Genomic DNA, 14,916 nt, shown 5'->3' on the forward strand with positions numbered 1-14,916 from the left:
GGGCGAGGACCACCCCGACACGCTCACCTCCCGTAACAACCTCGCGTACGCCTATGGATCGGCGGGGGATCTCGGCCGGGCGATTCCGCTGTACGAACGAAACCTTGCCGACCGGGTGCGGGTCCTGGGCGAGGACCACCCCGACACGCTCACCTCCCGTAACAACCTCGCGTACGCCTATGGATCGGCGGGGGATCTCGGCCGGGCGATTCCGCTGTACGAGCAGAACCTTGCCGATTCGGTGCGGGTCCTGGGCGAGGACCACCCCGACACGCTCACCTCCCGTAACAACCTCGCGGGCGCCTTTGAGTCGGCGGGGGATCTCGGCCGGGCGATTCCGCTGTACGAGCAGACCCTTGCCGATTCGGTGCGGGTCCTGGGCGAGGACCATCCCAACACGCTCACCTCCCGTAACAACCTCGCGTACGCCTATGAGTCGGCGGGGGATCTCGGCCGGGCGATTCCGCTGTACGAACGAAACCTTGCCGACCGGGTGCGGGTCCTGGGCGAGGACCATCCCAACACGCTTGTCTCCCGTAACAACCTTGCGGGCGCCTATGGGTCGGCGGGGGATCTTGGCCGGGCAATTCCGCTGTACGAGCAGACCCTCACCGCCTGTCTACGGGTGTTGGGTGAAGACCATCCCACCACCCGCGTTGTCAGAGCCAACCTCACACACGCGAAGTCAACCAACACCTGATCCATCCCGCATCTACGAGGTGACCTCACCAAACCGCTGAAGAGCCCATTTATTGCTGCATGAATCCGACTTGACTGACGACTCCCGCAGGGCCGCTATGGGTGCCAGTTCCGCCTTCGTCTGGGCCCACAGGACCAGGCCGTAGGCCGCCACGGACAGCGCGGCGCCGAGCAGGCCCACGGCGGCGAACGGCCGGAGCAGGGCGACCGTTTCGCCGCGCCGGCGCCAGACCGCGTAGGCGGGGATCGCCAGACCCTCCAGGGCCATCAGCCAGGCGATGTAGCCCAGGGCGGACCCGGAGGCCCGTACGCCGAGGCCGTCCACGACCGTGTAGGAGGCGATCGACACGCCCGTGGCCAGCGCGGCACCGATCGCCGCCCAGTGGGGGCGGTCGCCGCGCAGGCCCCACAGCGCGACCCCGGTCAGCCCGGCGCAGCTCAGCAGGATGCCGGCCGCCGCCCAGCCGTCCGGCACCTCGTGCGCGAAGACGGCGGCGAGCACGGTGACGACGAGGGGCGCGGAGCCGCGGGCGATGGGGTAGGCCTGGCCGAAGTCGCCCAGGCGGAAGGACGTCATCAGCAGCACGTAGTACACGAGGTGCACGACCGTCGAGGCGATCAGATACGGCCACGCGCCGGCGTCCGGGAGCGGCACGAACGGCACCATCGCGAACCCGATCAGCGCCCCGCCTCCGGCTATCAGCGTGAACCCGACCAGCTTGTCCGTGATCTTGTGGGCGATCGCGTTCCAGCTGGCGTGGGTGACCGCGGCGAGCAGCACCGCCGCGGTGACGAGGGGCGTCACGCGCTGTGTTCGCGGACGTCCACCAGGGTGGCGCCCGCGTGGGTGATCAGCGTCTTGGGGGCCATGGGGAAGACGGTGTACGGGGTGCCGGCGGCCGCCCACACCGTCGCGTGGTCCAGGAGCGAGCGGTCCGCGAGGACGCGGGTCCTGGTGCGGTGCCCGAAGGGCGGGACGCCGCCGATCGCGTAGCCGGTCGTCTCCCGTACGACGTCGGCGCGGGCCCGGGTGACCTTCGTGGCGCCGAGTTCCCGCCGGACCAGCTCCAGGTCGACCCTCGACGCGCCGTCCATGAGCACCAGCACGGGGACGCCGTCCGCGGCGAAGATCAGCGACTTGCAGATCTCGCTCAACTCGCAGCCGAGGGCTGCCGCCGCCTCCGCCGCGGTCCTCGTGGCCTCCGGGAACCTGCGGATACGGGCGTGCAGTTCGCCCAGGCCCAGGGTGGTGAGTGCCTCGGCGAAACGGGGGTGGGCGGCGGAGCCGTCGGTGTCCTGCGCGGGGTTGGTCATGCGGGCACGCTAGCGGTGCGTGTACGGGCCATGCGAGGGGGTTTGTCGGGGTGGTGCGGCGGGTGCGGTGCGGTGCGTGGGGGCTGGTCGCGCAGTTCCCCGCGCCCCTGAAAACCGGGGCTGCGCCCCGCGCTTGTCGGGGCGGTTCGTCGGGTGCGGCCCGGTGGGGCTTCTCGCGCAGTTCCCCGCGCCCCTAAAAGCCCAGGCCCCCCGGGCCCGAAAGCCCCAGGCCCCCGGGCCCGAAAGCCCCAGGCCCCCGGGCCCGAAAGTCCCAGCCTCCGGGCCCGAAAGCCCCAGCCCCCGGGCCCGAAAGTCCCGCGGCTCCTGCAGCCCGGGAAGCGGCGGTCCTGCGGGCCTGAAAAGCTTGGGGCGTAGTCCCTGCTTTTCAGGGGCGCGGGGAACTGCGCGACCAGCCCCCACCGGGCCGCACCCGGCGATCCATCCAGCCACAGAGACGGCACTGGACCGCCAGGGCCGCTTCGCTGACGATCTGGGGATGACAGAGATCCCGCCCGCCGACGGCACCCGCGCCTTCCTGATCCTGCACGGGTGGCAGAACCACCGCCCGCCCGCCCACTGGCAGCACTGGCTGGCCGACCGCCTCACCGACCTCGGCCACGAGGTGGCGTACCCGCAGCTGCCGGAGCCGGACGACCCGGACCTGGAGCGGTGGCTGGCGGAACTGGACGCCCTGCTGGCGGAGTTGGCGGATCGGCGGATCACGGTGGTCTGCCATAGCCTGGCCTGTCTGCTGTGGCTGCACGCGGTCGCGCGGGACGACGTCCTGTCCGGCCCCGTCGACCGAGTCCTGCTCGTCGCCCCGCCCGCCCCCGACGTCGCCCTGGAGCACCCGGAGATAGCCGAGTTCGCCCCGCCGCGGCCGGACCCCGCACGGCTGGCCGCAGCCGCCTCGTACACCCGGTTCGTCGGCGGTGACGACGACCCGTACTGCCCCGGCGGCGCGGCCACGGTCTACGCCGACCCCCTGGGCCTGCCCGTCGACGTCCTGCCGGGCCAGGCCCACCTGGACCTGGACGCGGGCTACGGCCCCTGGCCGTCGGTCTTCGACTGGTGCCTGGCCCAGTCGCCCGAGTCGTACGAGAAGACCCCCGTCCACGGCCGTACATGACCGTCGACGCCGGGGCTCAGCCCCCGCTGCCCGCCTTCAGCAGCGCCGCCACGATCGGCCCCGCCGACTCGCTGCCGTGGCCGCCCTCCTGGACCACCCCGGCGGAGGCCAGGTCGCCCTTCCAGGCGGTGAACCAGCCGTTGGGCTCCTTCTGGCCGTCGACCTCGGCGGAGCCGGTCTTGGCACCGTAGTCCGGGCCGAGGCCCGACATCGCCTCGGCCGCCGTACCGGCCGCGGCGGTGTACCGGAGGAGTTCGCGCAGCTGTGTACGGGCCGTGGCGGACAGCGGCCGGGAGGCGGTCGCGAGGGTGCGGCCGTCGACGGACGGGGCGACCAGGTACGGCTGTTTGAAGACGCCCGTCTTGGCGGTCGACACCACCGACGCCATGTTCAACGGGTTCATCCGCACACCGCCCTGGCCGATCAGCGAGGCCGCCATCGGGGCGGCGCTCTGCACCGGCACCGCCCCGTCGAAGCTGGACACGCCGATGGCCCAGTTGTTCAGGCCGAGCCCGAAGACCTGCTGGGCCTCCTGGGTCAGGGAGTCGTCGTCCAGCTTCTTCGCCTGGGAGATGAAGGCGGTGTTGCAGGAGCGCGCGAAGCTCGCCTTGAACGTGCCGTTCTTGATCTCGAACTTGTCGTCGTTCTGGAACTTCCAGCCGCCGTACGACGAGAACTTGGGGCACGGGTGGACCTTGTCCGCCGAGGCCAGGCCCTTGTCGATGAGCAGCGCCGACGACACGATCTTCATCGTGGAGCCGGGGGCCAGGGAGCCCTGGAACGCCACGTTGAAGGCGCTGGAGTTGGCCGCCGCGAGGATCTCGCCGGTCGAGGGGCGCATCACGACCACCGACGCGCGTTTCGTGGCCGCCACCTTCGACTCGGCGACGGCCTGCAGCGCCGGGCTGAGAGTCGTTCTCAGCTCCCCGGGAGTGCCTTTGCTCAGCTCCAGCAGCGTCTTGTCGGCGGCCTTCTCCTTCGTGGACTTCGTGGACTCGGTGGACTTGGTGGACTTGGTGGAGTTGGCGGACTTGGTGGAGGACGTGCCGTCCGGCCCGCCCTTCTCCGGGTCCGCGCGGACGATCCGCAGCTCGACTCCCGCCTTGCCGCCCGCCTTCTTGCCGTACTTCTCCCGCAGACCGTCCAGCACCGAGCCCAGCGACGGGTACTTCTTCGTCGTCAGCTCACCGCCGTCCCGGTCGAGGGCCTTCACCGGAGGTGTGCCCGCCTCACCGGTCACCAGCCGGTCACCCTCGTCGAGGTCGGGGTGGACGACGGACGGCTGCCACTCGACGACGGGTTCGCCGTCCTTCTTCGCCCGTACGACGGTGAGGGCGGACTCGTAGGTGAGCGGCTTGGCCGTGCCCTTGTAGGAGACCGTGCCCTTCACCGTGAACGGCACCTTGTCGCCCGCGCGTTTGCCGCGGGTGAGGGTGACGTCCTTGACGTGGGCGTCCTTGGTGAAGCCGGTCAGCGCGGTCTTCGCGGCCGCCGAGTCGTCCGTGGCGGCGGCGGCCTTGGTGACGGTGCCCTTCTGCCAGGCCGTCAGGAACGCGGTCGCGGCGGAGCGGACCTCGACGGCGGACAGGGGCCCGCTCTTCACGGCCTTGGCGTCGGCCGAACGGTCGTCGGCCGACGCGCCGGCGCCGAACACCGTGTACACGGCGACCGCGCCACCACCGAGGGCCGCGACGGCCACTCCGCCCAGGACGAGGTGCCGCCGCGACCTCCCCGACTTCGCGGCCTTCCGCTCGTCGACACGCCTTCTCTTACCCACGCTCCGACCTTCCGCTGCCCCCGGCTGCCTCTCGTCCCACAACGAGAACCACCACCCTAGAGTCCCGCGGGTCACTCCGTGGGTGGGGCCGCGTTTGTCCTCAGGGGCGCGGGGAACTGCGCGAGAAGCCCCACCGGGCTCGCACCCCGCGACGAGCCGTATCCCCTACGGAGAGGCCCGCAGCACATCCACCACGATCGGACCGGCCGCCTCGCCGCCCCGGCCACCACCCTCCGACATCGCCGCCGCGGCCACGTCCCCGCGGAACCCGGTGAACCAACTGTCCGCCACCGCCTGCCCGTCGATCTCCGCGGACCCGGTCTTCGCGCCGATGTCGCCGCTGAGCCCGGACATGACGGTCGCGGCCGTCCCCTGGGTCGCGGTCAGCCTCATCATCTGCTTCAACTGCGAGGACGTACTGGCCGGCAGCCCCTTCGCCGTCGCCAGCTCCCGGCCGTCCAGCTTCGGTGACACCAGATACGGCTGCCGGAACGTCCCCGTGATCGCCGTGGACGTCACCGACGCCATGTTGAGCGGGTTCATCAGGACGTCACCCTGACCGATGGCGTTGGCGGCCCGGTTCGGCCCGCCGGAGGGCGGCACCTTGCCGTCCATGGAGACGATGCCCGTCTTCCAGTCGTCCCGGCCGATCCCGAACCGTTCCTGCGCCTCCTCGGTCAACGACTCGTCGGACAGCGGCTTCTCGTCGATCAGCTTGATGAAGGCCGTGTTGCAGGACCGCTCGAAGCTGTTGGCGAGCGTCGCGTTCGGCGTCTCGTCCGGCTTCAGACCGGGCAGGTTCTTGAAGGTCTGGCTCATCCAGGTGGCCGTGGCGGGGCAGGGCGCGGGGCCGTTCATGGAGGTCACGCCGTTGTCGATGAGCATCGCGGCGGTGACGATCTTCATCGTGGAGCCGGGCGGGAGTTCACCCTGGAAGGCCGCGTTGAAGTTGTCGTCGCGGTGGTTGGCGACGGCCAGCACCTGCCCGGTGCTGGGCTGCACGGCGACCACGGACGACTCGGGGTGCTTGGTGACGGCCTGCTCGGCCGCCGCCTGCGTCCGTGCGCCGATCGTGGTCCGCAGCTTGCCCGCCCTGCCCTTGGTGAGGGTCAGCAGGGTGGTGTCGCCGGCCTCGGCGGCGGCGTGGTGGATGCCCAGCTCGATGCCGGGGGTGCCGCCCGCGTCGGCGCCGTACCGCTCGCGCAGGGTGTCGAGGATCGGCCCCAGGGAGGGGTACTTCTCCTTCGTCAGCACCTTGCCGTCGCGGTCCACGGCCTCGATGGGAGGCGCCGCCGCCTCCCCGGTGAACAGCGTGTCCCCCTTCTTCAGCTCGGGGTGCACGACGGAGGGCCGCCAGTCGACCAGGGCCCGCCCGGTCGTCTTCCCGCGCACGACGGTCAGCCGGCTCTTGTACGCGAGTTCCTTGCTCTTGCCCTTGTACGACACGGTCGCCCTGACGGAGAACGGGACGGTCCGGTCGCCGCTCCCGGTGGGCTTGGCCGGCTCGATCCTCACGTCGTCGATCCGCGCGACGCCGGTGAAGCTGCCGAAGACCTTCCCCGCGTCCACCGCGTCGTTCGTGTACGACGACGCCGTGGCCGAGTCGCCCTTCTCCCAGGCGGCGAAGAACTTCTCCGTCGTCTCCCGGACCTCGTCCCCGCTCGGCGGCCCGGTCCGCTGCTGCGACGAACCCCCGCCGTCCCCGTTGAGCGCCGTCACGAAGTTGTACCCGCCGTACCCGGCACCGCCCACCATCGCCGCGAACACCCCGCCGACTATGGCGACCTTGACCCCCTTGCGCATGACGCGACTCCCCCTTTGAACGCGTTCAGAAACCGCTTGCCGAGGCTCACTGTAAGCACGCCGGGGTAACGCGTGGGGAAAATGACTCCTGTGCGTGCCCTGATTGTTAGCCCGGCAGAGCCCGGCGAACGGGGTTCGGCCATCACACCCAGGTATCCAGCCACATCCGCGACCGCCACGAGTCGATCGGGATGGGCTGCCCGGTGTACAGGGGCCAGAAGTAGATGAAGTTCCAGGCGATCAGGAGGACCAGGACGCCCGCGCCCGCCGCGCCGGCCACGCGGCGGCGTTCCGGGGCGCCGGGGGGACCGAGGATGGCGCCGATCATCATCGTCACGGCGAGGCAGAGGAACGGCAGGAAGACGACGGCGTAGAAGAAGAAGATCGTGCGCTCCTGGTACAGGAACCAGGGGAGATAACCGGCGGCGATGCCGCAGGCGATCGCGCCGGCGCGCCAGTCGCGGCGGAAGAACCAGCGCCACAGGACGTAGAGGACCGCGAAGGCGGCCGCCCACCACAGCAGTGGCGTGCCGATGGCGAGGACCTCGCGGGCGCACTTGTCGGCGGTGTCGACCGCGCAGCCGTCGTTGCCGGGGGACGGGGACTCGTAGAAGTACGAGACCGGGCGGCCCAGGACGATCCAGCTCCACGGGTTCGACTGGTACGTGTGCGGGGACGACAGCCCGATGTGGAACTCGTACACCGCGTGCTCGTAGTGCCACAGGCTGCGCAGCCAGTCCGGGAGCCAGGCGAACCAGCCGCCCTTGCCCTCGGTCGCGGCCCAGTTGCGGTAGTAGCCGCCGGTGCCGTCGTCGGGGGAGAGGATCCAGCCCGTCCAGGAGACCAGATACGTGGCGATCATGACCGGGACCGTGGACAGGAACGCGAGGCCGAGGTCGCGCTGGAGCGTCGCGATCAGCGGCTGACGGGCGCCGGCGACCTTGCGGGCCGCGTAGTCCCAGAGCACCGTCATGATCCCGAAGAACACCAGGAAGTACAGGGCGTTCCACTTGGTGCCGAGGGCCAGGCCCAGGCAGATACCGGCCAGCCAGCGGTACGGGCGCCATCCCAGGCGGGTCGTCTCGGCGATGAGGACGTCGGGGCGTACGACCCCGTCGCCGTCCCGGGGGAGGGCGGCGGCCAGGCGTTGCCGAGCCTTGTCGCGGTCGACGACCAGGCAGCCGAACGCGGCCAGCACGAAGAACATCAGCACCTGGTCCAGCAGCGCGGTGCGGCTCATCACGAAGTGCAGGCCGTCCACCGCCATCAGCGCGCCGGCGAGGCAGCCGAGGAACGTCGAGCGGAAGATCCGGCGGCCGATCCGGCACAGCATCAGCACGGAGAGCGTGCCGAGCAGGGCCGTCATGAACCGCCAGCCGAACGGGTCGAACCCGAACATCAGCTCGCCCAGACCGATCACGTACTTGCCGACCGGGGGGTGGACCACATAGGCCGCCTCCGTCGGGATGGGTACGTTCCCGTTGTTCTGGAGGATCAGCTCGTTGGCGTTCTTCGCCCAGTTGACCTCGTACCCGCGATGGACGAGCGCCCACGCGTCCTTCGCGTAGTACGTCTCGTCGAATATCACCGCCTTGGGGCTGCCCAGGTTGTGGAACCGCAGCAGCCCCGCGAGCAGCGTCACCAGCAGCGGACCGCCCCACGCCGACCACCGGACCAGGCGCGCGGCGCCACTCTCGCGCAGCCCGAGCGCGGCCCACACCCGTGGGCCCGGCCGGGTGTACGGGGGCACCAGCCGGGTGCGGACGTCGCCTCTCGGGGGCGCCGCGTAGCCGAATCGGCGCAGGCGGTGCTGCCACGACGGCCGCTGCGCTTCGGTGGCCTGGTCCTGCCGGGTGTCCGTGGAGGACGGGGTACTGGTCACCGCGCCATCGTAGGGAACACGGCTGTGGGAGTCCCGTGGGACGGGAATGTGGGCCGGGGCGTCCGAGGCGGTCCCGCGCCCTGCCGACGGCGTTCCCCCTGGGAGGATGGGGGTGTGACAGGAATCCTTGTGTTGGCAGGTACCCCCATCGGTGATGTCGCGGACGCGCCGCCCCGGCTCGCCCAGGAGCTGGCCGGTGCGGACGTGGTCGCCGCCGAGGACACCCGGCGGCTGCGGCGGCTCACCCAGGCGCTCGGCGTGCAGCCGGGCGGGCGGATCGTCTCGTACTTCGAGGGCAACGAGGCCGCGCGTACGCCGGAACTCGTCGAGGCGCTGGTGGGCGGGGCGCGGGTGCTGCTGGTCACCGACGCGGGGATGCCGTCGGTCTCCGACCCCGGGTACCGGCTCGTCGCCGCGGCCGTGGAGAAGGACATCCGGGTCACCGCCGTACCGGGGCCGTCCGCCGTGCTCACCGCGCTCGCGCTGTCGGGGCTGCCCGTCGACCGGTTCTGCTTCGAGGGGTTCCTGCCGCGCAAGGCCGGGGAGCGGCTGGGGCGGCTGCGCGAGGTCGCCGAGGAGCGCCGCACGCTCGTGTACTTCGAGGCCCCCCACCGCCTGGACGCGACGCTCGCGGCGATGGCCGAGGCCTTCGGCGCGCAGCGGCGGGCCGCCGTGTGCCGCGAGCTGACCAAGACGTACGAGGAGGTCAAGCGGGGCCCTCTCGGGGAGCTGGCCGAGTGGGCGGCGGCCGGGGTGCGCGGCGAGATCACCGTCGTGGTCGAGGGGGCACCGGAAAAGGGGCCGGAGGAGCTGGACGCGGCGGAGCTGGTGCGCCGGGTCCGGGTGCGGGAGGAGGCGGGGGAGCGCCGCAAGGAGGCGATCGCCGCGGTGGCCGTGGAGGCGGGGCTGCCCAAGCGGGAGGTCTTCGACGCGGTGGTCGCGGCGAAGAGGGCTGCGCCGTAGGGGGACGCGGGGTGGGGTGGCGTGGGGTGCGTTGTCGGGTGTGGGTGTGGGTGCGGGTGAGTGGGGGCGGGCCGCGCAGTTCCCCGCGCCCCTGAAAGACCAGGCCCTGCGGGCCGGAAAAGCTCGGGGCGCGGCCCCGGCTTTTCAGGGGCGCGGGGAACTGCGCGAGAAGCCCCACCGGCGTGCGCCTGCCGACGTACCTGACCCCACATTCCCGACCGCGCCCCATGCCTCGGCAAAGCCGAGCAAAGCACAGCCCTCGTGCGGACGGCCTTCCCACAAGGGCGGGCCAAAACGGCTTCAACAGTCGGCAGGTGGGGTGCACTTCGGGTCTGCGGAGGAGTCCTATGGGTGGTGAGGACTTACCCGTCCTCAGCGTCCAGCGGACCAGAGGAGCTGGCAATGACCGAGATCGCAGAGCGGGCCGTCCTGCGGGACACCGCCACCGCCGTCGTTCACGAGTCGTATTCGTTCGCCTGCATGCGCTGCGGGCACGGCTGGGAGCAGTCGTACGAGATCGAGCACCACAATGACGCCCAGGGGCGCGACTTCGTGATGTACGTGGCCGACGGCGAGGTCGTGCCGTCCCCGCTCTCCCGGCCGGCGTGCCAGAACTGCGACGGTCATGTCGTACGGATCATGCGAGCGGGCCAGGTGTCGTCGGTCCGGGACGCCGAGCACCGGCGCCACGTGCCGAAGCCGCGCCCGGCGGCGGTCGACGCGACGGACACGGCGGACGCGGCGGCGACCGACGCGGCGGAGCACGGGGAGCACCACCACTGGCACCTCTCCGACCTGCTGCACCCGTTCCACCGCAAGGCGAGCTGATCCTCCCCTTCAGTGAGCCTGTGAGGCATGCCCCGATCGTGCGGTTCCGCGATTCGTAGGATCGGGGCATGCCTTCGAACGACTCCGGCGACGCGTCCGGCAAGAACGACAGGAACGCCGCGCCCTCGCTCCCCGCACCCCTCCGGGTGCCGGTCGCGGATTCGCACACACATCTGGACATGCAGTCCGGCACGGTCGAGGAGGGCCTCGCGAAGGCCGCCGCCGTGGGGGTGACCACGGTCGTCCAGGTCGGCTGCGACCTCAAGGGCTCCCGCTGGGCCGCCGAGACGGCCGCACGGTACGAGGCCGTGCACGCGACGGTCGCCCTGCACCCCAACGAGGCGCCTCGGATCGTGCACGGCGACCCCGACGGCTGGTCCCGCCAGGGCGCGCGGACCCCCGGCGGTGACACGGCACTCGACGACGCGCTCGCCGAGATCGACCGGCTCGCGGCGCTGCCGCAGGTCAAGGGGGTCGGGGAGACGGGGCTCGACTACTTCCGGACCGGGCCGGAGGGCAAGGCCGCCCAGGAACGGTCCTTCCGCGCGCACATCGAGATCGCCAAGCGGCACGGCAAGGCCCTGGTCATCCACGACCGCGACGCCCACGACGACGTGTTGCGGGTCCTGAAGGAGGAGGGCGCGCCCGAGCGGACCGTCTTCCACTGCTACTCCGGCGACGCCGCCATGGCCGCCGAGTGCGCGGAGCACGGCTACTTCATGTCCTTCGCCGGGAACATGACCTTCAAGAACGCCCAGCCACTGCGCGACGCGCTCGCCGTCGCCCCCCTCGAACTCGTCCTCGTCGAGACCGACGCGCCCTTCCTGACGCCCGCCCCGTACCGCGGACGGCCCAACGCGCCGTATCTCGTTCCGGTCACGGTCCGGGCGATGGCCGCGGTGCGGGGCATCGGCGAGGACGCGCTGGCGACGGCGATCGCGGCGAACACGGCGAGGGCGTTCGATTACTGACGGATCACGCTCCCTGGGCCGTCCGGGGGACCCGAAAAGATGATCAGTGGCCCGTGTCGCGACACTGCGTGACCACGTTGCTTTGGAGGGTGACCGAAGTCCGCTAGGTTCACGTCGCCCGACCCGGACCCGGATCCCCTCTGGAGCGTGTCGTCGTGAGCAACGTGCAGTCGTCGTCGTACGAGACCTACGAGAGCCATGGCCCGGACGGTACGAGCCGGCCGCCGACGGTGCGTGACGCCGCGACGTCGGCGTACGGGGCCGGGACGCTGCCTTACGGGGCCGAGGTCCCGCCGCCGTACGGCGCCGCTGCGGGGACGCCGCCGTACGAGGCCGAGACGCTGCCGTACGGGGTCTACGTGGACACGTATCGCCCCGCCTACGCGGACCGGAGCCGCCGTGACGTGCCCCCGGAGCCGGAGGGGCCGGTTCCCGGGGCCGGCGCACCCGTCGAGGGCGGCCGGGGCGCATCCCGGCGGGCGCCCCGGCGCAGACGGGCCGCCGACCGGCCCGGTTCGCTGCGCAGGCTGGTCCCGCAGGCGCTGGTGGTGGCGTTCCTCGCGGGCGGGACCTCCGCGTTCGTGGCGAAGGACAAGGCGATCGAGCTGACCGTCGACGGGCGGCCGCGCACGCTGCACACCTTCGCCGACGACGTCTCCGAACTGCTCGCCGACGAGGGGGTCCCCGTCGGCCCCCACGATGTCATCGCGCCCGCTGCCGGTACCGCGCTGAGCAGCGGCGACGAGGTGGCCGTGCACTACGGGCGGCCCGTCGCCCTCACCCTGGACGGCCATCGGCGCAAGGTCTGGACGACCGCCCACACGGTGGACGGGGCGCTCCGGCAGCTCGGGGTGCGTGCGGAGGGGGCGTACGTCTCGACCTCGCGCTCCCAGCGCATCGGGCGGCAGGGGCTGGAACTGGACGTCCGGACCGAGCGCACCGTCACGATCATGGCGGACGGGCGGACGCGGACGATCCGCACGAACGCGGCGACCGTGGGGGAGGCCGTGGAGCAGGCCGGGGTCACCCTGCGCGGTGAGGACACCACCTCGGTCGAGGCGTCCAGCTTCCCCCGGGACGGACAGACGGTGACCGTGCTGCGGGTGACCGGGTCCACGGAGGTGCGGGAGGTGCCCATCCCGTTCCGGGTGCGCCGTGCCGAGGACCCGTCCCTGTTCCGGGGCACGGAGGTCGTCGAGCGGGCCGGGTACCCGGGCACCCGCCGGGTCACGTACGCGCTCCGGTCGGTCAACGGGGTGCGGCAGCGGCCGCGGCTGCTCCGTACGGAGGTCGTGCGGGAGCCCAGGGACCAGATCGTGAAGGTCGGGACGAAGGCGATGCCGACGTCCGTGGCGGGGGCGGAGGGGTTGAACTGGTCGGGGCTGGCGGCGTGTGAGTCCGGGGGACGGCCGAACGCGGTCGATCCTTCCGGGACGTACGGGGGCCTGTACCAGTTCGACACGCGGACCTGGCAGAGCCTCGGGGGCAGTGGCCGCCCCCAGGACGCGCCCGCGGGCGAACAGACCCTCCGCGCGAAGAAGCTGTATGCGCAGCGGGGGGCGAGTCCTTGGCCCCACTGCGGGGCGCGGCTGCGGGGGTGAGGGGGCGGCAACCCCCCACCCCACCCCCCGCCCCGTACCCTGGTGCCGTGAGCAGCCCCTCCAGCCCCCCCGACGCCCTTCTGGGCCCCGCCGACGTCCGTGAGCTCGCGGCAGCGCTCGGCGTGCGCCCCACCAAACAGCGCGGCCAGAACTTCGTGATCGACGCCAACACGGTCCGCAGGATCGTGCGGACCGCGGACGTCCGCCCGCAGGACACGGTCGTCGAGGTGGGCCCGGGTCTCGGCTCGCTCACCCTCGCCCTGCTGGAGGTGGCGGACCGGGTCACGGCCGTCGAGATCGACGACGTCCTCGCCGCCGCGCTGCCCGCCACCATCACCGCCCGCATGCCCGCCCGCGCCGACCGCTTCGCCCTCGTCCACTCGGACGCGATGCAGGTGACCGAGCTGCCCGGCCCCGCACCCACCGCCCTCGTCGCGAACCTCCCGTACAACGTCGCCGTCCCCGTGCTGCTGCACATGCTGGAGACCTTCCCCACCATCGAGCGCACCCTCGTGATGGTCCAGGCGGAGGTGGCCGACCGCCTCGCCGCCGGGCCGGGCTCGAAGGTGTACGGCGTGCCGTCGGTGAAGGCGAACTGGTACGCGGAGGTCAAGCGCGCCGGGTCGATCGGGCGGAACGTCTTCTGGCCGGCGCCGAACGTCGACAGCGGCCTCGTCTCGCTCGTCCGCCGGACCGAGCCGGTCAGGACCACCGCCGCCAGACGGGAGGTGTTCGCGGTCGTCGACGCGGCGTTCGCCCAGCGGCGCAAGACGCTGCGGGCCGCCCTCGCCGGATGGGCCGGCAGCGCGCCCGCCGCCGAGGCCGCCCTCGTCGCCGCCGGAGTCTCCCCGCAGGCCCGCGGCGAGTCCCTGACCGTCGAGGAGTTCGCCGCCATCGCCGAGCACCGCGTCACCGAGGACACCACCGCCACCGCAACCTCCGCAGCCACCGCCGCCGCCGACCAGTCACCCACCGAGGAGCCCCGCCAGTCGTGAGCGTCACCGTTCGCGTCCCCGCCAAGGTCAACGTGCAGCTCGCGGTCGGCGGCCCCCGGCCCGACGGCTTCCACGACCTGGCCAACGTCTTCCTCGCCGTCGGGCTGTACGACGAGGTCACCGCGACCCCCGCCGACGAGCTGACCGTCACCTGCGAGGGCCCCGGCGCCGACCAGGTCCCCCTGGACCGTACGAACCTCGCCGCACGGGCCGCGCTCGCGCTGGCCGAACGCCACGGCGTCGAGCCGGCCGTCCATCTGCACATCGCCAAGGACATCCCGGTCGCCGGAGGTATGGCCGGCGGCAGCGCGGACGCGGCCGGCGCGCTCCTCGCCTGCGACACGCTGTGGGGGACCGCCGCCTCGCGCGAGGAACTCCTCGCCATCTGCGCGGAGTTGGGCAGCGACGTCCCGTTCAGCCTGGTGGGCGGGGCGGCACTCGGCACCGGGCGGGGCGAGCGGCTCCGGCCCCTCGACGTCGGCGGCACGTTCCACTGGGTGTTCGCCGTCGCCGACGGCGGGCTCTCCACGCCCGCCGTCTACCGCGAGTTCGACCGGCTCCACGCGCACGACGCCGTCCCCGAGCCCGTCGCCTCCCAGGTGCTGCTGGACGCCCTCGCCAAGGGGGACGCCGACGCGCTCGCGGCCTTCCTGCCGGGCTCCAACGGCCTCCAGCCCGCGGCGCTCTCGCTCTTTCCGAAGCTGGCCGACACCCTCACGGAGGGCCGCGCCGCCGGCGCGCTCGCCGCGCTCGTCTCCGGCTCGGGCCCGACCACGGCCTTCCTCGCCCGGGACGCCGACGCGGCCCGCACCGTCGCCGAAGGCCTCCTCGCGTCCGGCACGTGCGCGGCGGCGAGGGTGGCCGTCTCCCCCGCGCCGGGGGCGACCGTCGTCCGGAGCGCCCAGGCCTAGGTACTCAGACGGGAGTTGAGTACGGGAGCGCTGACGCCCGACC

The 14,916-nt window shown here is 72.3% G+C and carries 13 protein-coding genes; 8 read left to right on the forward strand and 5 right to left on the reverse strand.

What is annotated here, in order from left to right:
• The coding region (locus ACWCRJ_RS28245; protein ID WP_450941948.1) for a tetratricopeptide repeat protein at positions 1-700 on the forward strand (700 nt) is incomplete at its 5' end.
• A gap of 12 nt (positions 701-712) precedes the next feature.
• Here ACWCRJ_RS28245 and ACWCRJ_RS28250 read toward each other — a convergent pair.
• The gene (locus ACWCRJ_RS28250) at positions 713-1,504 is read right to left on the reverse strand and encodes an EamA family transporter (protein WP_450941949.1); all 792 of its coding nucleotides are present in this window, start codon (positions 1,502-1,504) and stop codon (positions 713-715) included.
• Entirely contained in the window at positions 1,501-2,013 is a 513-nt protein-coding gene (locus ACWCRJ_RS28255; protein WP_450941950.1) for a YbaK/EbsC family protein, read from the reverse strand. The genes ACWCRJ_RS28250 and ACWCRJ_RS28255 overlap by 4 nt, the downstream gene beginning before the upstream one ends.
• Before the next feature lie 496 nt (positions 2,014-2,509).
• Here ACWCRJ_RS28255 and ACWCRJ_RS28260 point away from each other — a divergent pair, with 496 nt between their 5' ends.
• Entirely contained in the window at positions 2,510-3,142 is a 633-nt protein-coding gene (locus ACWCRJ_RS28260; RefSeq protein WP_450941951.1) for an RBBP9/YdeN family alpha/beta hydrolase, read from the forward strand.
• A 16-nt stretch (positions 3,143-3,158) separates the two neighbouring features.
• On the opposite strand, the gene ACWCRJ_RS28265 is transcribed toward ACWCRJ_RS28260, so the two are convergent.
• The 3 genes from ACWCRJ_RS28265 to ACWCRJ_RS28275 all read right to left on the reverse strand — a co-directional run bounded on the left by ACWCRJ_RS28265 (position 3,159) and on the right by ACWCRJ_RS28275 (position 8,604).
• On the reverse strand, positions 3,159-4,919 hold the full coding sequence (locus ACWCRJ_RS28265) for a penicillin-binding transpeptidase domain-containing protein (RefSeq protein ID WP_450941952.1): 1,761 nt from the start codon (positions 4,917-4,919) through the stop codon (positions 3,159-3,161).
• 165 nt (positions 4,920-5,084) lie between these two features.
• On the reverse strand, positions 5,085-6,722 hold the full coding sequence (locus ACWCRJ_RS28270; RefSeq protein ID WP_450941953.1) for a penicillin-binding transpeptidase domain-containing protein: 1,638 nt from the start codon (positions 6,720-6,722) through the stop codon (positions 5,085-5,087).
• 142 nt (positions 6,723-6,864) lie between these two features.
• The gene (locus ACWCRJ_RS28275) at positions 6,865-8,604 is read right to left on the reverse strand and encodes a dolichyl-phosphate-mannose--protein mannosyltransferase (RefSeq protein WP_450941954.1); all 1,740 of its coding nucleotides are present in this window, start codon (positions 8,602-8,604) and stop codon (positions 6,865-6,867) included.
• A gap of 114 nt (positions 8,605-8,718) precedes the next feature.
• On the opposite strand from ACWCRJ_RS28275, the gene rsmI reads away from it, so the two are divergent.
• The 6 genes from rsmI (at position 8,719) to ACWCRJ_RS28305 (ending at position 14,873) form a co-directional block, all read left to right on the forward strand.
• On the forward strand, positions 8,719-9,567 hold the full coding sequence (rsmI, locus tag ACWCRJ_RS28280; RefSeq protein ID WP_050398353.1) for a 16S rRNA (cytidine(1402)-2'-O)-methyltransferase: 849 nt from the start codon (positions 8,719-8,721) through the stop codon (positions 9,565-9,567).
• Between the two features lie 402 nt (positions 9,568-9,969).
• Positions 9,970-10,395, forward strand: a complete 426-nt coding sequence (locus ACWCRJ_RS28285; RefSeq protein ID WP_450941955.1) for a hypothetical protein — start codon at positions 9,970-9,972, stop codon at positions 10,393-10,395.
• 68 nt (positions 10,396-10,463) lie between these two features.
• Positions 10,464-11,366, forward strand: a complete 903-nt coding sequence (locus tag ACWCRJ_RS28290; RefSeq protein WP_450941956.1) for a TatD family hydrolase — start codon at positions 10,464-10,466, stop codon at positions 11,364-11,366.
• Between the two features lie 155 nt (positions 11,367-11,521).
• A complete protein-coding gene (locus tag ACWCRJ_RS28295) occupies positions 11,522-12,967 on the forward strand; it encodes a ubiquitin-like domain-containing protein (protein ID WP_450941957.1) in 1,446 nt (481 codons plus the stop codon).
• A gap of 47 nt (positions 12,968-13,014) precedes the next feature.
• A complete protein-coding gene (gene rsmA / locus ACWCRJ_RS28300) occupies positions 13,015-13,962 on the forward strand; it encodes a 16S rRNA (adenine(1518)-N(6)/adenine(1519)-N(6))-dimethyltransferase RsmA (RefSeq protein WP_450941958.1) in 948 nt (315 codons plus the stop codon).
• On the forward strand, positions 13,959-14,873 hold the full coding sequence (locus ACWCRJ_RS28305; RefSeq protein ID WP_450941959.1) for a 4-(cytidine 5'-diphospho)-2-C-methyl-D-erythritol kinase: 915 nt from the start codon (positions 13,959-13,961) through the stop codon (positions 14,871-14,873). Before rsmA ends, ACWCRJ_RS28305 begins: the two co-directional genes overlap by 4 nt.
• Positions 14,874-14,916: the final 43 nt, after the last annotated feature.

The sequence above is a fragment of the Streptomyces sp. NPDC002324 genome, from assembly GCF_053593335.1.